We start from the raw sequence: 17,719 nt of genomic DNA, 5'->3' as shown, positions 1-17,719 counted from the left end.
GCAAAGGGGAATGAAAAAAGATGAATAAAGGATATAAACCGAAACACCCTATTCGTTTTGTGACGGCTTCGAGTTTATTTGATGGGCACGATGTCAGTGTCAATATTATGAGAAGAATTCTTCAGGCAAAAGGAGCGGAGGTGATTCACCTCGGTCATAATCGTTCTGTTGAGGAAATTGTTAATGCAGCTATTCAGGAGGATGTTCAGGGGATTGCTGTTTCTTCCTATCAGGGTGGTCACGTAGAATTTTTTAAGTATATGTACGATTTGCTCAAGGAAAGAGGAGCCGGCCATATTCGTATTTATGGGGGCGGCGGAGGAGTCATCATACCAAGGGAGATTAAAGAGCTGCATGAATATGGGATTGCAAAGATTTTTTCACCGGATGATGGAAGAGAAATGGGCCTTGAGGGCATGATGGAATTGCTAATACGTGAATGTGATTATCCACTGCCCCCGCTTGAAGAGTTGAATGAGGGGAATCTATCCGTATCGGCCCCATTAACTGTAGCACGCGCGATTACGATGGTGGAAAATCGCTTGCTGGCTGGGCAGGAAGCCGTTGCTTTGTCAGATGAACTGCAAAAAATAGATGATAAACAGGTTAACCATATTCCGGTAATTGGGATAACCGGTACTGGGGGAGCGGGAAAGAGCTCGCTTACAGATGAATTAATAAGGCGATTCATTAATGAAATCCCTGAACAAAACATAGCAATTCTTTCGATTGACCCAACGAAGCAAAAAACAGGCGGAGCGTTGCTTGGAGACAGAATACGAATGAATGCCATTTTTCATCCGCGTGTGTATATGAGGAGCTTGGCGACGCGGAACTCACACTCTGAGCTTTCCAATTCGATAAAAGATGCAATAGCTGTCGTAAAAGCAGCCGGATTTGATGCTGTAATTATTGAAACAAGCGGAATTGGCCAGGGAGATGCGGCAATAACGGAAGTATGTGATATATCCATGTATGTCATGACAAGTGAGTTTGGAGCCCCTTCACAGCTTGAGAAAATAGATATGATTGATTTTGCTGATTTAATTGTTATTAATAAATTTGAAAGAAAAGGATCAGAGGATGCATTGCGCCAGGTTCAAAAACAATACCAGCGCAGCCGCAATCTATTTGATAAGGATCTGGCTGAAATGCCGGTGTACGGAACGATTGCGAGCCAGTTTAATGATGTGGGTACAAACGCACTTTTTGCTGCGTTGCTTGAAGTCATTGAGAAGAAAACAGGTCAGGAATACAAAAGCCGTTTTAATACATCTATGCGTTCAGAAAAGCAAAATGTCATCATCCCTCCCGACCGTCAATATTACTTACGGGAAATCGCTGAAACAGTAAAGCAATATCATACCGCCTCACTTGAGCAACAACAGATTGCCAGGCGATTATTTCAAATAGAAGGTACCATACAGGCGTTAGAGGAAGAGGGATATTCAGCGGATGGAACAGAGCCGCTGAGCGAGCTTCAAAAGGGATACAGGCAAAATCTAACCAATGAGTCAAAAGCCATTCTTGATGGCTGGAATAATCAGAAGGAATTATATTCAAAAACAGAACTGATTACGAAAGTACGAAATAAGGAAATTAAGACAGAATTGAGGACTAGTACATTAAGTGGTCTGACCATACCGAAAGTAGCTTTACCTAAGTTTCAGGATTATGGAGAAATCCTGCGCTGGGTACAGAAAGAGAATGTTCCCGGGAAATTTCCGTTCACTGCAGGTGTGTTTCCGTTTAAAAGACAGGAAGAGGATCCGAAGCGGCAATTTGCCGGAGAAGGATCACCGGAGAGAACGAACCGCCGTTTTCATTATTTATCAAAGGATGATACGGCCAAACGGCTGAGCACGGCTTTTGATTCGGTCACACTATATGGCGAGGATCCGCATATACGCCCAGATATTTATGGGAAGGTTGGGGAAAGCGGTGTAAGTGTCTGTACCCTTGAGGATATGAAAAAACTCTATGATGGGTTTGATTTATGTTCACCAAGTACTTCCGTTTCTATGACAATCAATGGCCCTGCTCCCATCATTCTTGCTATGTTTATGAATACCGCCATTGATCAACAAATAGAGAAAAAGCAAGCAGAGCTTAAAAGAACTCTTACTTCTGAGGAAAAGGAAACTGTAAAAAAAGAGACCCTGGAGATTGTCAGAGGAACCGTTCAGGCAGATATTTTAAAGGAAGATCAGGGACAGAATACATGTATCTTTTCTACTGAGTTCGCATTAAAACTGATGGGCGATATCCAGGAGTACTTCGTAAAAAATCGGGTGAGAAATTATTATTCTGTCTCCATATCCGGTTATCACATCGCTGAGGCAGGAGCAAATCCCATTTCACAATTAGCATTTACACTGTCGAATGGCTTTACGTATGTAGAATATTATTTAAGCCGAGGTATGGACATTGATTCGTTTGCACCGAATCTCTCGTTCTTTTTCTCAAATGGACTGGACCCAGAATATACTGTTCTCGGACGTGTGGCAAGGCGAATATGGGCAATTGTTATGAGAGATAAATACGGTGCGAATGAACGAAGCCAAAAGCTGAAATATCATATCCAAACCTCGGGACGTTCCCTGCATGCTCAGGAAATTGATTTTAATGATATCCGTACGACTCTGCAGGCTTTGCTTGCTTTGCAGGATAATTGTAACTCCCTGCATACCAATGCCTATGACGAAGCAATCACTACACCAACGGAGGAATCCGTACGAAGGGCCATGGCCATTCAGATGATTGTTACGAAAGAATTTGGCTGGATGAAGAATGAAAATTCTCTTCAGGGTTCCTTCATTGTTGAGGAATTAACGGATTTAGTAGAAGAAGCGGTTCTCCGCGAATTTGAACGAATCAACGACAGAGGTGGAGTCCTTGGAGCAATGGAAATGCAGTATCAACGTGGCAAAATTCAGGATGAATCTCTTGTTTATGAAATGAAAAAGCATTCGGGTGAGCTTCCGATTATTGGTGTGAACACCTATTTAAATCCTAATCCGCCGAGTGAAGATGAAGTAAACAATATGGAATTGGCCCGTGCCACAAAGGATGAAAAGGATTTACAAATTGCTAATCTAGATAAATTTAAGGAGATTCATGGAATGGCTGCAGAAAATGCTCTAACTCAACTCAAAGAGGCTGCCATTAATGGAGAGAACATATTTGAACAGCTGATGGAAACTGTTAAAACAGCCAGTCTTGGCCAAATCACCCATGCATTATATGAAGTTGGAGGGCAATATCGCAGAAATATGTAAGTTTCTGTGCTACCAGAGTACAGACTAATTAATGTCTGTACTCTGATTTTTTAGGATGACATTCAAAGGATTGATCATTTGCTCAATATTTGTGTATGGGATTGAACATTAATAGCTGGTTGTATGGTAGGATAAAAAAGTAGAAGCTTTTTATTATAAGATACATAAAAGCAGGTTATAATGGAGAAACGAGAGGATACTGGAAACGGGTTGAACAAAGACCGATCAGTGCCCCTTTAAGTCCTTGTGATGGCTTTTTATTTATATTCTTATAAAGCCGCAAGAGGAAAAAGGATAGAACGGATAAAATAAAGTGGCAAAAAGATGAATCGTTTGGTTATAATGGGATATGCATAATTGGGCATTCATGTTGATTTGATAGAAAGGAAGTGCGAACAATGAAACTAGCCAACCTGTCTAAGGAAGAAGTAAGTGAAATGGCTTACATTGAAATTGCGAACGTGTTACTTATAGAAAAGAAAGAAGCAATAGATTTTAAGGTAATGATGGATAAAATCCAAAAATTACTTGGTTTGACAGATGAAGAAGTTAGTGCAAAAATGGGCCAATTCTATACAGATCTAAATGTAGACGGCCGTTTTATCAGTATTGGAGACAATCGCTGGGGACTAAAAGGATGGTACCCTGTTGAACAAGTTGAAGAAGAAACAGTTCCAGCTTCTAAAGTGAAGAAGAAGAAAAAAGGCAAAAAAGCACTCGTTGATGACTTTGATGATGAGGATGAAGTTCTTGATTTTGATGATCTTGATGACTTCGATGACGACGATGATGAGGATGATTCTTTAATTGATGATTTCGACGATATCGATGACATCGATGATGATGAGGATGATGATGATGAGGATCTAATCGAGGACGAAGTTATCGTTGAGGATGATTATGATCTTGACGACGAAGAAGAAGAGGAAGAAGATCTTGTGATTGACGAAGAAGAAGAGGACGACAATCGCTAATCCTTTAACCTTGACTTAAAGTGTCAATCTTTGTAGAATATTCATTGGGCTCCTTTAAAATAAAGGAAACACTATTAAGCGATTTTAAGCTCCCTTGCTTGCAAGGGGGCTTTTTTATTTTTTTTAGGGGATAGGCCCGATGAAAAAACAAAAACTAATCACTATTAATAGATTTGTGCTTACCAAATGAAATCAATACGATCTTTTAGGAGGTTTTTATAGATGACAAAATATATTTTTGTTACAGGCGGAGTTGTATCTTCTTTAGGAAAAGGGATTACAGCTGCTTCACTTGGCCGCTTATTGAAAAACAGAGGCTTGAAAGTGACAATCCAAAAATTTGACCCATACATCAATGTGGACCCGGGAACGATGAGTCCTTATCAACATGGTGAAGTTTTCGTAACAGATGATGGTGCAGAAACAGATTTAGACTTAGGCCATTATGAGCGTTTTATTGATATCAATTTATCTAAGCTTTCCAATGTAACAACAGGTAAAGTTTACTCTCACGTGTTAAAGAAAGAGCGCCGCGGAGACTATTTAGGCGGAACGGTGCAAGTAATCCCGCATATTACGAATGAGATTAAAGAGCGGATTTTGAAAGCTGGCCATGATACAAATGCGGATGTCGTTATTACCGAAATTGGCGGAACAGTAGGGGATATTGAATCCTTGCCATTCCTGGAAGCGATTCGTCAAATTAAGAGTGATATTGGCAGCGATAACGTTCTATACATTCACTGTACATTGATTCCTTACCTTAAAGCTGCTGGTGAAATGAAAACAAAGCCTACACAGCACAGTGTTAAAGAATTGCGCAGCTTAGGTATTCAGCCAAATATTATCGTCGTGCGTACAGAATTACCAATCTCTCAGGATATGAAAGACAAACTTGCTCTGTTCTGTGACATTGATAAAAATTCTGTCATCGAGTGCCGTGATGCAGAAACTTTATATTCCATTCCATTGGATCTTCAGGCACAAGGAATGGACGAAATTGTTTGTAACCATTTGAAATTGCAAACAAACGATGCAGATATGACAGAATGGAAAGAGTTGCTACATAAAGTAACGAATCTGACCAAAGAAGTGAAAATCGGTCTTGTTGGAAAATATGTAGAGCTTCAAGATGCCTATATTTCTGTAGTAGAAGCATTAAAACATGCCGGCTATGCATTTGATGCAGATGTGAAGATTAAATGGATTAACGCAGAGCATGTAAATAAAGAGAATGTAAATGAAATGCTTGATGATGTGGATGGTATTTTGGTGCCGGGCGGATTTGGAGACCGTGGTGTTGAAGGAAAAATCCTGGCAACCGAATATGCCCGCACTAACAAAAAGCCGTTCTTTGGAATCTGTCTTGGTATGCAGTTAGCATCCATTGAATTTGCACGTAACGTTCTTGGGTTAAAAGATGCTCATTCTTCTGAGCTTAATCCGGAAACGACAAACCCAATCATTGACTTACTTCCTGAACAAATTGATATCGAGGACCTTGGCGGGACTCTTAGACTTGGTTTATATCCATGTAAAATTGTTCCTGGAACGAAAACATTTGAAGCTTATCAAGATGAAGTGGTATATGAGCGCCACCGCCATCGTTATGAGTTCAACAACCATTACCGCGAAGATATGGAGAAACAAGGCTTTATCTTCTCAGGTACCAGCCCGGATGGACGTCTGGTAGAAATTATTGAATTGAAGGATCATCCTTGGTTCATTGCTTCTCAATTCCATCCAGAATTCAAATCAAGACCACAGCGTCCGCAGCCATTGTTCCGTGAATTCATTCATGCATCACTAGGCGAAAAATAATAAAAATAAAGGTGTACAGAAAATCAGTTACTACTGATAGCTCTGTACACCTTTTTTATTTTCGAGTGATTTTTTACTCAAAAGTGATATTTGTACTCATAAGGGCGATTAAATATACAATTCGTCCTATAAAGGTTCAATAAATTGGAAAACGCTCATCTGAAAAGGCTATTCAATTAGTTGAAATTATAAAATTTCAACTAATCTCAATCGTCCAAACTTACAACTTTATATAGTAAACGAAATCATTATCAGAAAACTTTTATCAAACAAAAACAGACAAGAAACTTGCTGGTATGCGCTTACGTAATGTAAAGTTATTTTTTGGCCAAGCAGGATAATTATTCTTCTTCATATTCCTTAATGATTTCATCGATTGACAGAGTGATTCCCTGATAAACGAAGAGGGCGGCTGCAAGGGTGGGAATCCCGCTTCTTGTTCCATCCTCATTTGGAATAAGACCTCGTGTTGCTTTTAAATCAATATGGATATCTGCCAGATTGGCAAGGTTCGGCGTATTGATATCATCTGCAGCAGGAGCCAGGGAAACGGCAACAAAAGGGATACGCTGTCCGTTTAAGGATTCAGCTAAAGCAACTGCTTCCGGTTCGGTTGCAGTTCGTGCAAAAATGATGGCGCGGTCTCGTTGCTCGATTTGAGCCATATATTGGCCGTTATACAATCGCTTCACGCCCTTGATCGGTTCAGGTCCATCGATTGCCTGGCTGATAATCCCATCCATTTCTTTAAAACCATGAAGATAAACAATACCATGGCTGACTAAAGCCTGAGCTAATAATCTCGCTGCGTCCTCCATATTTTCCTGTTCATCTTGTTCAATTTTTTTATAAATACCAGTTAATTGAGTTAAATATATTTTCAGCATTTGGGTCAACTCCTGATTTTAATAGTAATAGATGCTTTCATTTTTACTGTTTTTACAGCATTAAAATGATAAGTTCCTGTCAAAGTATAAATGCTTGAACGTAAATTGTCGAAAGACAATTTCGTTTGAATAAAGGTATTATTTACCTATTAGTAGAACTTATAGATTTAAGTGTCTTATTTATACAGGCTAACGGAAAGAAGGAGCTGTGTAAAATGAATGAAAAAATTTTAATTGTTGATGATCAATTTGGCATCCGTATTTTGCTGAATGAAGTACTGCAGCAGGAAGGATATCAAACATTTCTGGCGGCAAATGGAGAGCAGGCATTGGCGCTCCAGAAAAGTGAATCACCAGATTTAGTGTTGCTGGATATGAAAATTCCCGGTATGGACGGAATTGAGATTTTAAAAAGAATGAAAGAAGAAGATCAGGGCATTCGTGTATTAATTATGACAGCGTATGGAGAATTAGATATGATTCAGGAAGCGATGAACCTGGGAGCCTTGACTCATTTTGCAAAACCATTTGATATTGATGATATTAGGAAAGCGGTAAAGGATCATTTACCGGTTGCTAAAATTGACAGTTAAATGTACATTTTGCACACTTGTTGATAGTTTGAGGACAAGTTGATATGCTAGAGATAACTTCCCTCTGACGCTTTTTGCAGAAGGGGGAATACATATCGATCCATTAGGGAAAATGATAAGGGAAGCCGTTTGGCTCGAGCTTATTATTAACAAGGAGGAAGAAAAATGCCTTTAGTATCAATGACTGAAATGCTGAACAAAGCAAAAGAAGAAGGATATGCAGTTGGACAATTTAATATCAATAATCTAGAGTATACCCAAGCTATTCTTCAAGCTGCTGAGGAAGAAAAATCTCCAGTAATCTTAGGGGTTTCTGAAGGGGCAGCTCGTTACATGGGCGGTTTTAAAGTGTGTGTAGCAATGACAAAAGCCTTAATGGAAGAATACAAGACAACAGTTCCAGTTGCTATTCACTTAGACCACGGTTCCAGCTTTGAAAAATGTAAAGAAGCTGTTGATGCAGGATTCACTTCCGTTATGATTGATGCTTCTCATCACCCATACGAAGAGAATATTGAAATTACTTCTAAAGTGGTTGAATATGCTCATGCAAATGGTGTTTCTGTTGAAGCAGAACTTGGAACAGTTGGCGGACAAGAAGATGACGTAGTAGCTGATGGCGTTATCTATGCTGACGTTGAAGAGTGTAAAGATCTTGTAAAACGTACAAATATCGACTGTCTTGCTCCAGCGTTAGGCTCTGTTCACGGACCTTACAAAGGTGAACCGAAATTAGGTTTCAAAGAGATGGAAGAAATCGGAAAAGAAACTGGTATGCCATTAGTACTTCACGGTGGATCCGGTATTCCTTTACACGATATCCAAAAAGCTATTTCTCTTGGAACAGCTAAAATTAATGTAAATACTGAAAACCAAATCACTTCTGCTAAAGCGGTACGTGAAGTATTGGCTGCGGACAAAGAAGTATACGATCCACGTAAATACCTTGGACCAGCTCGTGAAGCAATTAAAGAAACGGTTATCGGTAAAATTCGTGAATTCGGTTCTAATAACAAAGCATAAAAGATATCTTTACGAGAGGATGCCACTCATCATGGGATCCTCTTTTTTACTATACATAATTTTGGTTAAATCATACGTTTTTAAAGGTGAAATTATTTGCTCAAAATGGAGAACAATGACACAATATAAAAGACATAGAAATTCATTCAAGGAGGAATTTAAATGAAGTTTTTTATAGATACAGCAAACTTAAATGAAATTAAAGAGGCCCATGCACTTGGTATTTTGGCAGGTGTAACAACGAACCCATCATTAGTTGCGAAGGAAAAAGATGTTTCTTTCCATGATCGTCTGCGTGAAATAACAGCGTTGGTACCTGGTTCTGTAAGTGCAGAGGTTATTGCACTGGATGCGGAAGGTATGATTCGTGAGGGTAAAGAATTAGCTGAGATTGCTCCGAACATCACAGTAAAAGTACCAATGACTCCAGACGGATTAAAAGCAGTTCATGCATTGACTGAAGCAGGAATCAAAACAAACGTAACTTTAATTTTTAATGCCAATCAGGCTTTATTAGCTGCTAGAGCAGGTGCAACATATGTTTCTCCTTTTATCGGAAGATTAGATGATATTGGACAAAATGGACTTGATTTAATAGCTGAAATTGCAGAAATCTTTGCAATCCATGATATCGATTCAGAGATTATTGCAGCAAGTATCCGTCATCCACAGCATGTGACGCAAGCAGCACTTCGCGGCGCACATATTGCAACGGTTCCTTATAACGTAATTCTTCAAATTTGTAAGCATCCGCTAACAGACAAAGGAATTGAAGCATTCCTTAAGGATTGGGAAACAAGAACAGAAAAATAATCGTGGTAAAATATGTATGAATGATCCGAGCTTGTGAAACAATTTGACAGACTAGCTTTAATTCAGGTGATTTTTGTGGTAATATTTACCTTATTCTCGCCGGACGGATAAAATCACATCAAGGGCGCAGAAGGGAGTTATTATGGAAAAGCTTAAAATAGCGGGTGGGTATCCGCTAAAAGGGGAAGTTCGCATAAGTGGTGCAAAGAATAGTGCAGTTGCTTTAATACCAGCAACTATTCTTGCTGACTCATCTGTAACAATTGAGGGGCTTCCAAATATCTCTGACGTAGAAATGCTTAAAGGATTACTTGAAGAAATCGGCGGTCAGGTAACACTTGACTCAACTGAAATGACTGTTGATCCGAGTAAGATGATATCAATGCCTCTTCCAAACGGAAGGGTCAAACAATTACGTGCCTCCTATTATTTAATGGGAGCGATGCTCGGTAAATTTAAGAAAGCAGTTATTGGCTTGCCGGGGGGATGCTATTTGGGACCTCGCCCAATTGATCAGCATATCAAAGGATTTGAAGCTCTCGGTGCTCAGGTAACAAATGAGCAGGGGGCAATCTATTTGCGTGCTGAAGAATTACGTGGAGCCCGAATCTACCTGGATGTTGTCAGCGTAGGAGCAACGATTAATATCATGCTCGCAGCTGTATTAGCTAAAGGCAAAACCATTATTGAAAATGCTGCGAAAGAGCCGGAAATTATCGATGTTGCAACATTGTTAACGAATATGGGAGCCCGTATCAAAGGTGCAGGTACGGATGTCATTCGTATCGAGGGTGTCGAAAAACTTCATGGTTGCAGACATACCATTATTCCTGACCGTATCGAGGCAGGAACCTATATGATTGTTGCCGCAGCAGTTGGAGAAGGTATATTGATTGATAATGTAATACCGCAGCATCTTGAATCCCTGATTGCAAAGCTAAGAGAAATGGGAATTGATATTGAAGAGCGGGACGACCAGATTTATATACCGAAGGCTGAAAAATTAAAAGCAGTAGATATAAAAACCCTTGTATATCCTGGTTTCCCTACGGATTTACAGCAGCCCTTAACAGCATTATTGACGAAGGCTACTGGATCTTCCGTTGTTACGGATACCATATATGGATCTCGATTTAAACATATAGATGAATTAAGCAGGATGAACGCCGATATTAAGGTAGAAGGCCGTTCTGCAATTATTAATGGACCTGTTCAGCTTAATGGAGCAAAAGTGAAGGCAAGTGATTTGCGCGCCGGAGCTGCTTTAATTATTGCTGGTCTATTAGCAGAGGGAGTTACCGAAATAACCGGTGTCGAGCATATCGATCGGGGATACAGCTTTATAGTGGACAAGCTTTCAGGACTGGGAGCGACCATATGGAGAGAACAATTATCGCCGAGAGAGATTGAGCAGCTTAAGAATTCTTAATGTAACAATCTAAATAAGAAACCAAATTTGGTTATGAAAACGTAATTTAGATAAAAATAGTAGTTCCTCCAGGTGAAAATCTGGAGGACTTTATTATAAAAATTATGAAATTGTGATATATTGAGAATGTTGCAATAGTTTTAAAAACCTCTATGTGATGTTAATAGTTGAAGTCTGAATCAAAAGCGAGTAAAATGGATTTGTTTTTGAGAAAAAAATAGAATAGAATATAATTGCTAATGAAAGCAACAAATGGTTTACGTGGATTTAAACCGCAACTCATCCTTTTACCTTCCTAAATATTTTCTTCTTGATAACCCTATCCATGTAGTAATAAACAAATCACTAAAATCAATCTAATTAATTTACTGAAGTGTGGTGTCATAATGGAATTAACAATTTCCGATTTAGAGAATTTAAAGCTAAAAGAGCTTTATGAACAAGCTAAAAAGTATAAAGTGTCCTATTATAGTAAGCTGACAAAGAAAGAATTGATCTTTGCCATCTTAAAAGCTCAGGCGGAGCGAGATGGGTACCTATTCATGGAAGGTGTTTTAGAAATCATTCCATCTGAAGGGTTTGGATTCCTAAGACCGATCAATTACTCACCAAGTTCAGAGGATATCTATATTTCGGCATCTCAGATTCGCCGATTTGATCTAAGAAACGGTGATAAAGTATCCGGTAAGGTACGTCCTCCAAAAGAAAATGAACGGTATTATGGATTATTGCATGTTGAAGCAGTGAATGGGGATAATCCTGAATCAGCTAAGGAGAGGGTGCATTTCCCTGCATTAACTCCGCTGTATCCTGATCGTCAGGTTGTACTTGAAACAACTCCCCGCAATGTATCTACACGTGTAATGGATATCGTAGCACCTGTTGGTTTTGGGCAACGTGGATTGATTGTCGCACCTCCAAAGGCTGGTAAAACGATGCTTCTTAAAGAAATCGCCAATGCCATTACAACGAATCACCCGGATGCGGAATTAATCGTCCTTTTAATTGACGAGCGTCCTGAGGAAGTAACAGATATCGAGCGATCTGTACAGGCAGATGTAGTCAGCTCAACATTTGATGAGGTTCCTGAAAACCATATCAAAGTAGCAGAGCTTGTATTAGAGCGTGCTATGCGTCTGGTTGAGCATAAACGAGATGTTATTATTTTAATGGATAGTATAACAAGATTGGCACGTGCTTATAACCTAGTAATCCCTCCAAGCGGCAGAACATTGTCAGGTGGGATTGACCCGGCGGCATTTCACCGTCCGAAGCGTTTCTTTGGAGCTGCCCGTAATATTGAAGAAGGCGGTAGCTTAACCATTTTAGCAACAGCTCTTGTGGATACAGGTTCAAGAATGGATGACGTTATTTACGAAGAATTTAAAGGAACGGGTAATATGGAGCTTCACCTGGATCGCTCACTAGCAGAAAGAAGAATATTCCCTGCTATTGATATTCGCCGATCTGGGACAAGGAAAGAGGAGCTTATTATTCCGAAAGACCATTTGGAAAAATTATGGGCTATTCGCAAAACGATGTCAGATATGCCTGATTTTGCTGAGCGTCTGTTACGAAAACTTAAACAAACTAAAACCAACCAAGAATTCTTTCAATACCTCGATGACGAGATGAAAAAGTCAACGGGCGGATCGAAAAGAATCTTGTAATAGTAGCAGTAGCTGTTGATTTAAAATAACACGTCTGTTATAATATCTTGAGTGTGCTTATACTAAAAAGAGCACGCTTGATAACTCTGTTTCGAAAGACTCAGGGCGGAAGGAGTGGAAAAGATGAAAACAGGAATTCACCCTAATTACAAAACAGCAACTGTTAAATGTGCTTGTGGTAATGAATTTGTAACTGGCTCTGTTAAAGAAGAGGTGCGCGTAGAGGTTTGCAATGAATGCCACCCATTCTACACTGGACGTCAAAAGTTTGCTTCTGCTGATGGACGTGTTGAGCGTTTCAACAAGAAGTATGGTTTCAAATCCCAACAACAAGAACAATAATTTTGATTTTCGGAAACAGGCAGCGGGTAAGCCGCTTGCCTGTTTTTTTGCTTTAAGGCAGACACAGGCTAATGTACTGAGAAAAACATGTTGGTCTGTGTTTGTATGTTTTTAGAGGAGTTATATCAATTTTTTAACAACAAAGGTCTCTATTAACAAATGATAAAAAATCTTTTCTTGAGCAGTTTATGATGTATAATTATCTATTGGTATAGTAAATGCAGGAATGTTACAAGCAAAATCCTAATGAACCTAGTAAAGACAGGAAGGGAGACCCCAACACATGTACGAAACGAAACAATTTGGCTGGATAGAATTAATTTGTGGCAGCATGTTTTCCGGAAAATCTGAAGAACTGATTCGCAGGGTAAGGAGAGCGGTCTTTGCTAAGCAATCCATTGCTGTTTTCAAACCGGCTATTGATAATCGATACAGTGAGGAAGCGGTGGTTTCCCACAATGGAACTTCTGTTATTGCCAAAGGCATTACGCATTCATCCCATATCTTCGATCATATAGATTTAGATACAGATTTAATTGCCATTGATGAAGTGCAGTTTTTTGACGAAGAAATTGTACAGGTTGCTCAGCATTTGGCAGACAGCGGCTATCGAGTAATCCTGGCTGGCCTTGATCAGGATTTTAGAGGAGAGCCATTCGGGCCGATGCCGGAGTTAATGTGCCTGGCAGAACAGGTAACAAAACTACAGGCAGTTTGTTCCGTATGCGGATCCCCTGCAAGCCGGACGCAGCGTTTGATTGATAAGAAGCCTGCAGGCTATGAGGACCCTGTTATTTTAGTGGGTGCATCGGAATCCTATGAGCCAAGATGCCGTCATCATCATGAAGTACCAGGCAAACAAGAAACGGTACATACACCGATTAACGGTGGTATCGAAAACATAAAAACAAACAGGCTTTAAAAGGAATGAACACCTCCGGAGGAATAAGTGGAATTTGGGGGTGTTTTTGTATGTCAGAAATAAAAGGGTATGGCAGATTAAAGGATGTATGTTCATCTTTGCCGTCTCTTTTTTTCGTTTCCGTCTGATTGTGGTACAATAAACAAATCAAATACTGAGGTAAAAACCTCTTTTAAAAACCTGTTAATGAGGTGAAGAAATTGATCGATCGTTTACAAGCGGTAGAAGACCGATATGACAAATTAAATGAGCTTTTGAGTGACCCGGAAATCGTAAATGACACTAAGAAGCTTCGCGAATATTCCAAGGAACAATCAGATATTCAGGAGACTGTCTTTGCGTATCGAGAATATAAAGATGTACGTTCCCAATTTGTTGATGCGAAAGCAATGCTTGAAGAGAAGCTGGATGCTGAAATGCGTGAAATGGTGAAGGAAGAAGTAGATGAACTTTCCGGACAAATGAAAGAGTTGGAAGAAAAGCTTAAAGTATTGCTAATTCCCAAAGATCCTAATGATGATAAAAACGTTATTATGGAAATTCGCGGAGCAGCCGGCGGTGATGAAGCGGCCCTATTCGCAGGAAGTCTTTATAGAATGTACAGCCGTTATGCTGAGGCACAAGGATGGAAGATTGATGTAATGGATTCAAATCCAACGGGGCTTGGCGGTTATAAAGAAATCATCTTTATGATTAATGGAAATGGCGCATACTCCAAGATGAAATTCGAAAACGGTGCCCATCGTGTACAACGTGTCCCTGAAACAGAATCAGGCGGTCGTATTCACACATCAACAGCGACTGTGGCTTGCTTACCGGAGGCAGAAGAGGTTGAGGTTGAAGTTCATGACAAAGATATCCGTGTAGATACGTTTGCATCCAGCGGACCGGGCGGACAAAGTGTTAACACTACCATGTCAGCTGTACGTCTTACTCACGTTCCTACGGGGATTGTTGTATCCTGCCAGGATGAAAAATCCCAGATTAAAAACAAAGAGAAAGCAATGAAAGTATTGCGTGCTCGTATTTATGATAAATTCCAGCAGGAAGCACAGGCTGAGTATGACAGTGCTCGTAAATCTGCAGTCGGAACAGGGGATCGCTCAGAACGTATCCGTACGTATAATTATCCGCAAAACCGTGTTACAGATCACCGCATTGGATTAACCATTCAAAAGCTGGATCAAATCATGGAAGGCAAATTGGATGAAGTGATTGATGCATTGATTGTTGAGGACCAGGCTAGCCGTCTTCAAAATGCGGAGGATTAAGAATGATGAAAGTGTATGAAGCTCTTCGATGGGCTTCTTCTTTTTTAAGGGAGAATGGCCGTGATGAAAATGCTGGAGAATGGCTGTTGATGAATCAGCTGGGTCTATCCCGTGCTCAAATGCTTGCGAATATGCATGATGAGTTAACGGAAGAGGAAGAAGCTATCTTTATAAAGGATGTAAAAAAGCATGGAATCGAAGCAGTACCTGTGCAGCATATAATTGGCAGCGAGGAGTTTTATGGCAGGACATTTCTGGTGAATGGAGATGTATTGATTCCGCGTCCTGAAACGGAAGAGCTGATATTTCATGCCTTAGCTAAACTAAAAAAGCTTTTCAATCCTGAAGAGAAGCTGGACATGGCTGATATTGGGACAGGCAGCGGGATTATTGCGATTACGATGGCCTTGGAATGCCCAGGTATGAAAGTGACGGCTGTCGATTTGTCAGAGAAAGCATTGAAACAGGCAGCTGAAAATGCTCAACGCCTTCAGGCTGAGGTGGCGTTCTTGCAGGGGGATTTGCTCAAACCATTAATAGATGCTGGTAAAAGGGTGAATGTTCTTCTTTCTAATCCTCCTTATATTCCTGAATCAGATCATGCAATCCTTTCGGATGTGGTTAAAAACCATGAACCTCATCTCGCCTTGTTTGCTGGAAATGATGGCTTGGATTGTTATCGCCAAATTACATCAGATCTGCCAAGTGTACTTGCAGACAAAGCATTGGTTGGATTTGAAGTAGGCGCCGGTCAGGGAGAGCAAGTAGCAGAACTAATGCAAGCTGTTTACCCTGAAGCCCATGTAGAAGTCCTGTTCGATATCAACGGAAAAGATCGAATGGTCTTTGGCGAAATAAAAAGCTGAAACGGCTTGATCAGAAGCGAGGAGCATAAGACAGGGGCTCGGAGGGAGGTGCTCTTCCCTCCCGCAGAGGTCATGCTTATGTCCTGAGCTTCTAGCCGTTGAAGCTAGATTACATAAAAAGCTGAAGAGCCTGTATCGATGAACGAAGACTAAGAACGCCACGTCCTGTGGCAATGTCTTCATGACCAACATCCTGTAGGCCCGCGACGAGCATAAGATGAATACTCGGAGGGAGGCGTTCTTCCCTCCTGTAGAGTATTTGCTTATGACTCGAGCTCCTAGGCCCAGAAGCTGGATTACATAAAAAGCTGAGGCGACTGCCCAGCTCCGACAAGCATAAGGAGAGGCATGAAGGGAGGCTATTAAGGAACAAAGACTAAGAACGCCACATCGTGTGGCAACGTCTTTGTGATCAACTTCCTGTTGACCTCCGTAGTGGCTATCCTTATGACCTCGAGGAGCTAGGAGTCGAAGCTAGATTCTCAAAAATCCGAGATACCGTGTGCCCTGAAAAGATAGATTCCCAATATCTCCTTCTGCTAACATCCCGTAGTCTTTTCCACTTAAAGTCAATTCCATTCGGTCGCCGCTTTCCATCTCAAACGTCGCATAATACCAGGTACTGGACGAATTGTCACTTCCTCTGCTCTCTGATCGTTTGGTGACAACCTTAGCAACTACATTCAGCCTGGGCTGTTTATTATTATGACTCCATTTAGATAGGCTTTTGATGATAATAAATAGAAAAGTGCCAATGACTAAAATAAAAATAATACCAAAGATGATTGGAAATCCAGTTAAAAAAATGCCAAAGAACCCACCATCATCCATCAAAAAATTATCCATTTTTATACTCTCCCTTCCCTTAATTTCAAGAATGCGGTAAATAAAACGCAGTAGAAATAAAATTCAGATAATTATAGTTTAAGATAGAAAAAAACTGTCCACACTGTTTGTAAGTGAAGGGACGGTGTTTACGATGATGGCAAAAAAATATTTGCCTTTAATATATATTGTATTACTTTGTGCGGCAACAATGACTGGAATGATTACACCGAAAAACAGTTCTTCTGCGACAGAAACAGAGGTTCAAGTAATCCCGAATGAAGCGATCCGCTTACGGATCTTAGCAAACAGTAATAAAGAAGCTGACCAGGAATTGAAACGATCCATCAGGGATGAGGTCAATAAAGAAATTAACAAATGGGTAGCAGAATTAACTTCAATTGAGGAAGCCAGAAAAGTGATTGGTTCCCGTTTGTCTGATATAGAAGCTATAGCTGAAGATGTTATGGTCAAAGAAGGTAATGTACAAAAGATACAGGTTGATTTTGGTGAAACTGTTTTTCCAACTAAGCTATATGGACAATATTTATATCCGGCAGGCAAGTATGAAGCTATTAAAATCACATTGGGTGAGGGTCAAGGTGAGAACTGGTGGTGCGTCCTTTTCCCGCCGCTATGCTTTCTGGATTTCAACAGCGGAACAGCTGTAGCAAATGATTCAGCGTATGAAGAGTCAGCTGAAGAAGTTGAGCCAGTTAATAATAGTATGAACGAGGAAACTGCAGAACAAACGCAAACGGATGATCAAAAAATACAACCGATTAAGACTGCCGCCCAAACGGATAAATCGATTGAAAAGGCAGAAGATCAAGAAACGCAAATGGATTACGAGAACCAGTCTGAAGAAGCCGGACAAGATATCGCCCCTCCTGTTTATGAAAATCAGGATGAAGAGCCGGTTAAGGTGAAATTCTTTTTAAAAGAGATCTTGAAGGATTTGTTTTGAGAAACAGAATAGTACTCGGAGCAAATCAAGTTAAAAGT

The 17,719-nt window shown here is 40.2% G+C and carries 15 protein-coding genes; 13 read left to right on the top strand and 2 right to left on the bottom strand.

What is annotated here, in order from left to right; all coding sequences use genetic code 11:
• Positions 1-20 precede the first annotated feature (20 nt).
• From icmF to A8L44_RS17225, 3 genes are all read left to right on the top strand, one after another.
• Positions 21-3,278, top strand: coding sequence for a fused isobutyryl-CoA mutase/GTPase IcmF (icmF, locus tag A8L44_RS17235; protein ID WP_066109367.1), 3,258 nt, complete (start codon positions 21-23; stop codon positions 3,276-3,278).
• A gap of 398 nt (positions 3,279-3,676) precedes the next feature.
• Entirely contained in the window at positions 3,677-4,252 is a 576-nt protein-coding gene (gene rpoE / locus A8L44_RS17230) for a DNA-directed RNA polymerase subunit delta (protein WP_066109364.1), read from the top strand.
• A gap of 222 nt (positions 4,253-4,474) precedes the next feature.
• Positions 4,475-6,073, top strand: a complete 1,599-nt coding sequence (locus A8L44_RS17225; protein ID WP_066109361.1) for a CTP synthase — start codon at positions 4,475-4,477, stop codon at positions 6,071-6,073.
• A gap of 341 nt (positions 6,074-6,414) precedes the next feature.
• Here A8L44_RS17225 and A8L44_RS17220 read toward each other — a convergent pair whose 3' ends face one another.
• Positions 6,415-6,960, bottom strand: a complete 546-nt coding sequence (locus A8L44_RS17220; RefSeq protein ID WP_066109358.1) for a DUF2529 family protein — start codon at positions 6,958-6,960, stop codon at positions 6,415-6,417.
• A 215-nt stretch (positions 6,961-7,175) separates the two neighbouring features.
• Here A8L44_RS17220 and A8L44_RS17215 point away from each other — a divergent pair, with 215 nt between their 5' ends.
• The 9 genes from A8L44_RS17215 to prmC all read left to right on the top strand — a co-directional run bounded on the left by A8L44_RS17215 (position 7,176) and on the right by prmC (position 15,889).
• Positions 7,176-7,553, top strand: coding sequence for a response regulator (locus tag A8L44_RS17215; RefSeq protein WP_066109355.1), 378 nt, complete (start codon positions 7,176-7,178; stop codon positions 7,551-7,553).
• A gap of 165 nt (positions 7,554-7,718) precedes the next feature.
• Positions 7,719-8,576: a class II fructose-bisphosphate aldolase gene (locus A8L44_RS17210; RefSeq protein WP_066109352.1), complete on the top strand. Its 858-nt coding sequence runs from the start codon at positions 7,719-7,721 to the stop codon at positions 8,574-8,576.
• Between the two features lie 162 nt (positions 8,577-8,738).
• Positions 8,739-9,389: a fructose-6-phosphate aldolase gene (gene fsa, locus A8L44_RS17205; protein ID WP_066109349.1), complete on the top strand. Its 651-nt coding sequence runs from the start codon at positions 8,739-8,741 to the stop codon at positions 9,387-9,389.
• 142 nt (positions 9,390-9,531) lie between these two features.
• On the top strand, positions 9,532-10,818 hold the full coding sequence (locus A8L44_RS17200) for a UDP-N-acetylglucosamine 1-carboxyvinyltransferase (RefSeq protein ID WP_066109346.1): 1,287 nt from the start codon (positions 9,532-9,534) through the stop codon (positions 10,816-10,818).
• Between the two features lie 386 nt (positions 10,819-11,204).
• On the top strand, positions 11,205-12,488 hold the full coding sequence (gene rho, locus A8L44_RS17195; protein ID WP_066109343.1) for a transcription termination factor Rho: 1,284 nt from the start codon (positions 11,205-11,207) through the stop codon (positions 12,486-12,488).
• A gap of 123 nt (positions 12,489-12,611) precedes the next feature.
• The gene (rpmE, locus tag A8L44_RS17190; RefSeq protein ID WP_066109340.1) at positions 12,612-12,830 is read left to right on the top strand and encodes a 50S ribosomal protein L31; all 219 of its coding nucleotides are present in this window, start codon (positions 12,612-12,614) and stop codon (positions 12,828-12,830) included.
• A 283-nt stretch (positions 12,831-13,113) separates the two neighbouring features.
• Positions 13,114-13,752, top strand: coding sequence for a thymidine kinase (locus tag A8L44_RS17185; protein ID WP_066109338.1), 639 nt, complete (start codon positions 13,114-13,116; stop codon positions 13,750-13,752).
• 200 nt (positions 13,753-13,952) lie between these two features.
• Complete coding sequence (gene prfA / locus A8L44_RS17180) at positions 13,953-15,023, top strand: peptide chain release factor 1 (protein ID WP_066109335.1); 1,071 nt, start codon at positions 13,953-13,955, stop codon at positions 15,021-15,023.
• A gap of 5 nt (positions 15,024-15,028) precedes the next feature.
• Positions 15,029-15,889: a peptide chain release factor N(5)-glutamine methyltransferase gene (prmC, locus tag A8L44_RS17175; protein ID WP_066109759.1), complete on the top strand. Its 861-nt coding sequence runs from the start codon at positions 15,029-15,031 to the stop codon at positions 15,887-15,889.
• A 474-nt stretch (positions 15,890-16,363) separates the two neighbouring features.
• On the opposite strand, the gene A8L44_RS17170 is transcribed toward prmC, so the two are convergent.
• Entirely contained in the window at positions 16,364-16,735 is a 372-nt protein-coding gene (locus A8L44_RS17170; RefSeq protein WP_066109332.1) for a DUF2500 domain-containing protein, read from the bottom strand.
• Between the two features lie 133 nt (positions 16,736-16,868).
• On the opposite strand from A8L44_RS17170, the gene spoIIR reads away from it, so the two are divergent.
• Positions 16,869-17,681 (top strand): stage II sporulation protein R, encoded by an 813-nt coding sequence (gene spoIIR / locus A8L44_RS17165; RefSeq protein WP_306821554.1) that lies wholly within the window; start codon positions 16,869-16,871, stop codon positions 17,679-17,681.
• The last annotated feature ends 38 nt before the right edge of the window (positions 17,682-17,719 follow it).

The sequence above is a fragment of the Bacillus sp. FJAT-27986 genome, from assembly GCF_001685035.1.
Taxonomy (GTDB): Bacteria; Bacillota; Bacilli; order Bacillales; family Pradoshiaceae; genus Pradoshia.
Note: the sequence above shows the minus strand (reverse complement) of the source record. Positions and strands in the feature narration are given on the sequence as shown.

Coding starts and splice junctions, on each gene's coding strand:
- icmF (WP_066109367.1), top strand. CDS start 21: ATGAATAAAGGATATAAACCGAAACACCCTATTCGTTTTGTGACGGCT.
- rpoE (WP_066109364.1), top strand. CDS start 3,677: ATGAAACTAGCCAACCTGTCTAAGGAAGAAGTAAGTGAAATGGCTTAC.
- A8L44_RS17225 (WP_066109361.1), top strand. CDS start 4,475: ATGACAAAATATATTTTTGTTACAGGCGGAGTTGTATCTTCTTTAGGA.
- A8L44_RS17220 (WP_066109358.1), bottom strand. CDS start 6,960: ATGCTGAAAATATATTTAACTCAATTAACTGGTATTTATAAAAAAATT.
- A8L44_RS17215 (WP_066109355.1), top strand. CDS start 7,176: ATGAATGAAAAAATTTTAATTGTTGATGATCAATTTGGCATCCGTATT.
- A8L44_RS17210 (WP_066109352.1), top strand. CDS start 7,719: ATGCCTTTAGTATCAATGACTGAAATGCTGAACAAAGCAAAAGAAGAA.
- fsa (WP_066109349.1), top strand. CDS start 8,739: ATGAAGTTTTTTATAGATACAGCAAACTTAAATGAAATTAAAGAGGCC.
- A8L44_RS17200 (WP_066109346.1), top strand. CDS start 9,532: ATGGAAAAGCTTAAAATAGCGGGTGGGTATCCGCTAAAAGGGGAAGTT.
- rho (WP_066109343.1), top strand. CDS start 11,205: ATGGAATTAACAATTTCCGATTTAGAGAATTTAAAGCTAAAAGAGCTT.
- rpmE (WP_066109340.1), top strand. CDS start 12,612: ATGAAAACAGGAATTCACCCTAATTACAAAACAGCAACTGTTAAATGT.
- A8L44_RS17185 (WP_066109338.1), top strand. CDS start 13,114: ATGTACGAAACGAAACAATTTGGCTGGATAGAATTAATTTGTGGCAGC.
- prmC (WP_066109759.1), top strand. CDS start 15,029: ATGAAAGTGTATGAAGCTCTTCGATGGGCTTCTTCTTTTTTAAGGGAG.
- A8L44_RS17170 (WP_066109332.1), bottom strand. CDS start 16,735: ATGGATAATTTTTTGATGGATGATGGTGGGTTCTTTGGCATTTTTTTA.
- spoIIR (WP_306821554.1), top strand. CDS start 16,869: ATGATGGCAAAAAAATATTTGCCTTTAATATATATTGTATTACTTTGT.